Genomic DNA, 6,308 nt, shown 5'->3' with positions numbered 1-6,308 from the left:
TGCTCGAGCGTCCGGCCGGCGTCATCACCTTCGCCACCCGGCCCATGCTGTCGTACCAGGTCTTGCTGGTGAAGGCGGCAAAGCTGTCCGTCACCTTGGCCCGCTCGGCCTGCGTGATGCGGTTGCCGGCCTGGTCATAGGTCATCCGTACTTCGGAACGGGTGCCGTCCGTGCGCAGCGGACGCTGGATCATCGTCAGGCGACCGTTCTTGTCGTAGGTGTAGTCCGTGCGCTGGTCGAGTTCATCGACGCTGTAGCGCACGTCGCCGAACAGGTCGTAGGAATTTCGCTTGCGGCCGCCGTCCGCGTGGAACTCCGTCTGCATGGCGCCGCTCGTGCCGTACAGGAGCTGGCTGACCAGGTTGCCGTTGGCGTCGCGCGTGGCGATGGTGCGTCCGGTACGGTCGGCGTAGTAGGTGGTGCGCGGGGACATCGCGTACTTGTAGCCGTTGGCCAGCGTGACATCGATGCTCGGATCCTGCTTGCCAGTCATGCTGCCCAGCGTGTTGTAGCTGATCGTCGTCGTGAAACCGCGGGCGTTGGTTTCGGACGTGACTTCCCCGAACGCGTTCGTTGCCTGCTTGTGCGAGATGAGCTTGACGCTGTTGACGGTGCCGCCCACGAGCGTCTGCAGCTGCGCCTGGCCGTCGGTCGGGCCGAAGTACAGGGTGCCCTTGACTTCGATCGGGTTGCCGTCGTCGCTGCGCAGCACGGTCGCACCATTTTTAAGCGTATAGCTGTATTCAACCGTACCCTTGCTGCCCGGCGGGATCACCGCGCTCGCATCCCACACGAAGAAATTGCCGTTCTTGTTGCCTAGCGACGCGCTCGAGAACGCGGCCGTGCTGCCCGCGATCCGGTACTTGAGTTCCATCGTGGTGGCTGTGGCGGCTACCGGGTTATTGCTCGGCAGGGTGAAGCTGGCCATCGTCGGCACCGAGTCGAATGTGTGCGACACGATGCGGTTGGTGTCGCCCAGCGTGACCACCCCGTGTGCCTTGTTCACCAGCACACCGTTGGTATCGAGCACCTCGTAGATGAAGTCGTAATTCGCGCTGGTTGTAGTCGAGGCGAAGACGTTGCTGCTGGCCCACTGGAACAGGCCTTCGCCCACCTTGCCGAGGGTTACCTGCGTATACGCTCCGCTGCCGCTCGGACGATAGGAAAGGCGCATGGTGACGCCGCTGGCCGGCTGCGACGGGAAATAGGTAACGACCGGCGGTTCGGTGTAGCCCACCAGTGGCTTTGCCGTATCCGCATTGCCGGGCGTGAAGGTGCTGGCCGTCTTGCGGATCAACTGGCCGTGGACGTTGCGGGCTTCCACGACGTACTCGAAGCCGTTCGGCAGGTTGGGCGGCGCGTACAGGAAGTACCCAGGTGTGTAATTGCCCCCCGCGGCAAACGAGGTCAGAACGGTACGTGCGCTCCACGGATCGGTCGATCCCGCAGCGCGGTAACGGATCGCCAGCGTCGCCGTGTCAGTGCCCTGATCGCTGAAGATCAGGTAACCCCAGTTGTCCATGAAGACCCGGCCGGCGCCACCGATCAGGCTTGGCGCTGACGGTGAGACCCAGCTCGGCACGGTCAGGCCCATCGTGCCGTTGGCGATGCTGATGACGTTGCCGCCGCCGTCGAGCGACAGAGCACGGTATTCATAGTTGCCGCGCTGGTACCAGGTCCAGTCGAAGACGAAGCGGTTACCGACACCGTAGCCGTTGATCGTCTGTTTCGGCAGTTCGATCGTCGACCACCCGGTATTGGTGCCGGCTACCCGGTATTCGAGCAGCATCCTGGCAGGCGCCGGCCCGGTCGGTACCACGTCGAAGACAACCATGTTCGCGTTAATGTTAACGGGCGACCACGATGTCGACTGCGTCGTCCCCGAGGAGTAACTGGCCGGGGCGGACGAGCCGCCGTAGTGGGCCAACTGGATCTCTCCATACGGTGTCTGCTTGAAGATGGTGTAGCTGTACTGGACATCGGCATCCCCGCCTTCTCCACCGTAGTCCTCGGTCAGGGTGAGCGTTGCGGACGACTGGCCATTCGGAATATTGAAGGAGCCGGAAAAACCTGAGTAATAGTTGTAGGTTGGTTCCTGGAAGTAGTCGTTCCAGCCATCGTACGCAGAGCCGCTCATCCAGACCGCGATACGGACGTCACCGCTGCCCCACACGCTTGTGTCCGGCAAAGGCACGGTCAGCGTGTTCACAGGAGCATAGGCACGGGAGCCGATCTTGTAGTTGCTGAACACGACTTTGGTGGTGCGTGTAAACGAGGCTGCCTGCGACGTTGACCCCACTGACGAAACATTGATGCTAGCCGACGGCGTGGTCTGCACCGATACGCCGCTCGGCTCATTGATACTGCTCGGCGAGCCGACCGTGAAGGTACTGCTGGACTTGTTGATCGAGGCATTCGCCGCGGTGCGCGCGTCGATCTCGAACTCGAAGTTGCCCCACAATCCGTCCGGGCGGAAGCTGAACCAGCCCGGCAGAGGTGCGCCGCCGATGGAGGTCGGGTACACGACACGCTCTGTCCATGCCGCCCCACTACCCGCTGGCCGGTATTTGATGATGAGGCTGGCCGCGCTGCCACCGAGTTCGTTGAACACGAAGGCGCCGCTGGCGTCGACGAAGGCACGGCCCGCGCCGCCCATCGTATGCGGAGTTTGCGAAATCGACGTGTTGCCGTCGAACAGGTTCATGGTGCCCTGCTGCGAATTGACGACGTCGTTGCTCGCATTAAAACTAACGTAGCGGAATTCATAGCTGCCGCCGGCCATGGCTGACCAGTCGAAGTTGAACCTGCCGGCCTGGGGCACACCGTCCGTGTAGGCTTGCGGCACACTGTGGATCGTCCAGCCGCCATTGCTGCCGCTCGGACGCGTCATCAGCACCAAACGCTGGGTGTCGGGGCGCTGGCCGGAGAACTGCACCAAGTTCTGACCGGTGGAGACCTGGCTGCTGACCGTACTCGTGCCGCGCGCAGGCGTCCTGTACCAAGTGTGGGTTGCCAACTTGATCGGGCCCACATCGGTTTCTTTATAGATCGTGTACGTGAGCGCACGGTAGCCCGGCGGGTCGCCAAAGCCGTCTGGTTCGATCCCTTCGCTAAAGGAAAAACTGGCGGTCGCAGCGCCGGGAGCCGGATAGAACTGGCCCTGGTAGCCCCACAATTCGCCCGATGGCTCCAAGTTCACTTCCACGCGGATCGGGCCGGTTCCCCAGGCACTCGTGTCCGGAACGGTCATGTTCAGCGTGTGGTTGGCGCTCGTGAAGGTCGGGCCCTCGTAGCTGTAATACTTGAGAGGCGGCGCGGTATAGCTGTCGGTCAAAGACACTGTCGAGGTCTGCCAGCGCGCGATCGTCACTGCGCCAGGTGTGGTCGGCGATACCGGCGTGGCTGTGTTGGTCAGGCCCTGGTCGACCCACATCACTGGGCTGCCGCTCGCACCGGCAAAACTGCTGCCGTTCTTTTGCCTGAGCGACTCGACCACCGTAATGATGTTGTGCCCTCCCAGCATTTCCGGCTGATAGGTTCCGGTCAGCTGATTGCGCGCGTCATAGGTGCTGAAGAACTGGTTAATACCGCTCAGCGACTTGATTTCATTGAGCGTCCACTTCCTGGCGGCCGTGTCGGCCAGGTTGACGGTCGGATTATCGAGCTTGAGCGTGGTGTTACCGTTCTTGTCGTAAACGTACACCTTGGTGATGCCATCGCCTACATTGCTGCGCCATACCCGTCCAGCCTGGTCGTAGTCGGAGAATTCGGCCCATTCGGTACTGCCCGCCACCGGGTTGGTGCGCGTGCCCGAAATCTCGCCGAAGCTGTTGTAGCGCGTCTCGGAGACCGTTCCGGTCGCCTCGTCGGTGTGACGGATTTCGCGGCCCGCCGCGTCGTACCAATAGAACGTGACGTCGTTCACCTTCACACCGTCGGCGTTGACCCGGCCGACCAGCGTTTTCCTGGTGATGTTACCGGCGGCGTCGATGCGGTAATCGAGCTGCACCTGCTCTGGGTCGGTCTGGCCGATCAGGTAGCCGCCTGCGCCGTACTGGTAGCGCGTAATGCGGTCATCGGTCTCCACCGCATTGTTTTCGCCGCGAACCAGTTGGCGCGACAGGTTGTCCAGACCATCGTATTCGTAATCGGTCGTGGTACGAACCGACTGGCCCCGGTAGTCGACGAAGCTAGCCTGCAGTTCGCGCGTCTTGCGGCCGAGCTTGTCGAATTCCCAGTCGCTCACGGCGCCGTTCGCGTCCGTCCGCTTGGTAACGTTCGACAGTCCATCATAGGCGTACACCGTGGTCGCGGTACCCGTTGTGTTGGCGACCGCACCGGTAGTGGCGTCCACCGTGGCATAGACAACGTTCAAGCGCGACTCGGTGAGCGTACGGCCCATCCGGTCGTAGGTGAAGCGGGTAATGCGATCCTCGGCGCTGTTGGCCGTCACGGTCAGTTGCGCCTGGGTGGTGTTGTCGTCAACGACGCCGGTGACGGCGTTGGCATAGCTGGTTTGCTGCTCGATATTGCCGAGCGCGTCGCGCTTGTACACAGTCAGGTAGCGCATCGCATCGAGCTGCGCGGTCAGTTGGCCGGCCTTGTCGTAGTAATTGCGCGTGACATTGCCATTGGCGTCGATCGACTTGACCAGGTTCCCGGCGCCGTCGTACACGCTCTGGGTGAGGATATTACCCGGGGCCACGTTGTACTGCTTGAGCGCCGGGTTAAAGGTCGCGGTGCTGATCGCCTCGATAAGGGTCGACTTCAGGCGCCCGGCGCCATCATAGGTATAGCTCGTGGTTCGGTCGTTGGCCGGATCGAGACGGACGTAGGCGCCCGAGGCCGGCAAGGCGGCGCCCGGCAAGAGCAGCGCAGGCGCGCTGCCGTTCGGGATGGCGCCGCTGACCGTCGCCACCGCATTGGCGTACACGACCTGTTGCAACTTCATACCGGCCGCGTCATAGACGTTACGCGTGTAGGTGCCGCTTGGGTTGATCGTGCCGACCTCGCGGTCGCCGCGGTCGTAGAAGTGCAAGGTACGCCCGCCGAGGACGTCGACCTCCTCGATCAGGTTGCCGCGCACGTCGTGCTTGCGCTCCTTCGTCGGCGTCACCGTCCGATCCGTGCGCGTGGCCGGATCGAAGGTCAGGATCGCGTCGCCGGTTTCCTTGACCTGGCGATTGAGCCTGTCGAACTCGAATACGGTCGTGCGCTGCTCGGGCAAACCGAGCGCTTCGATCGTCCTGACCACGTTGCCACGGGCGTCGTACTGGCGTTCGTTCTTCACTGCGATCAGTTGGCCGGCAGTATTCTTGCTGCTGACCGGCAGCGTCTCACGGAAAAGACGGTTGTTCTTGTCGTATTCGTAGGTGGTGACGGCACCGTTACGGGACGTCAGCGTCTCGAGGTTGCCGTTGCGGTCGTACTTGAACGATTCGGTATAGAACGATGTCCCTGCGTGAGTCGTTCGAACAGTAGCTTTGCGTCCGAGCGCATCGAAGACAGTTTCCTGAACCTGGTCGTTGGCCGACTGGACGACGTGCACGCCAGTGCCGGCTTGCGTGAGCACCGCGGGGACGGTGTTCTCGTCGTATGTGCCCTGCACCTTGTTCGCATACCGGATCGTCCACGTCGTATTGCCTTGCAAGTCGTAACGCGTTTCGCTGACCGCGCCTTCCGGATCGATCTGCAGCGTGACGCGTCCTAGCGCGTCGGTATAGAAATAGCCCGCGTTCTGGCGCGCGTCGACCACCTTGACGATGTCGCCGAACGCGTTGTAGGTCGTACTCGTCGTGGCGCCGTCGGCATCCTTGACCTTGAACTTGCGGCCGGCCACATCGAAATACTGGTAGGTCGTGCGCCCACCGGCTGTGATCTGGGTCTGGTTACCGAAGCTGTCGTAGCCGTACGAGGTCGTGCTGGCGTCGGCCGTACCGGCGGCACGCGTATCGGTCAGCACGCGCGAGCGCGCATCGTAGGTAAAGCGGCGGGTGACGGCGGCACTGTTGCCGTAGGCTTGCGTGGTATCGGTACGGTTGCCCAGCGCGTCGTACAGGTGACGCACCACACCGCCGTTTGCATCGGTCTCCGTGTAAACGCGGCCAGCGGCGTCGTAGATCCAGGAGCTGGTCTGGTCGCCCTTGAGTGCATCGGTGTTGGCCACCGGATTGGTCAGGCTGTCGTAGGCCCAGGCGTCGTTCGCCGCGGCCGGCATGGCAACCGGGTTCGTGTAGCGCGTCTCGGACTTCAGGCGGCCGTCGGCGAAATAGGTTCGGCCGGTGACATAGCCCAGGGCGTCGATCTGG

The 6,308-nt window shown here is 62.6% G+C and carries 1 pseudogene; it reads right to left on the bottom strand.

The features are described from left to right. Window positions 1–6,308: pseudogene (locus tag ASF77_RS11250) on the bottom strand (hypothetical protein); the annotation flags it as partial.

This window comes from Massilia sp. Leaf139, assembly GCF_001424165.1.
In the GTDB taxonomy this organism is placed as follows: Bacteria; Pseudomonadota; Gammaproteobacteria; order Burkholderiales; family Burkholderiaceae_D; genus Telluria.
This window is presented reverse-complemented; position numbering and strand designations above follow the sequence as displayed.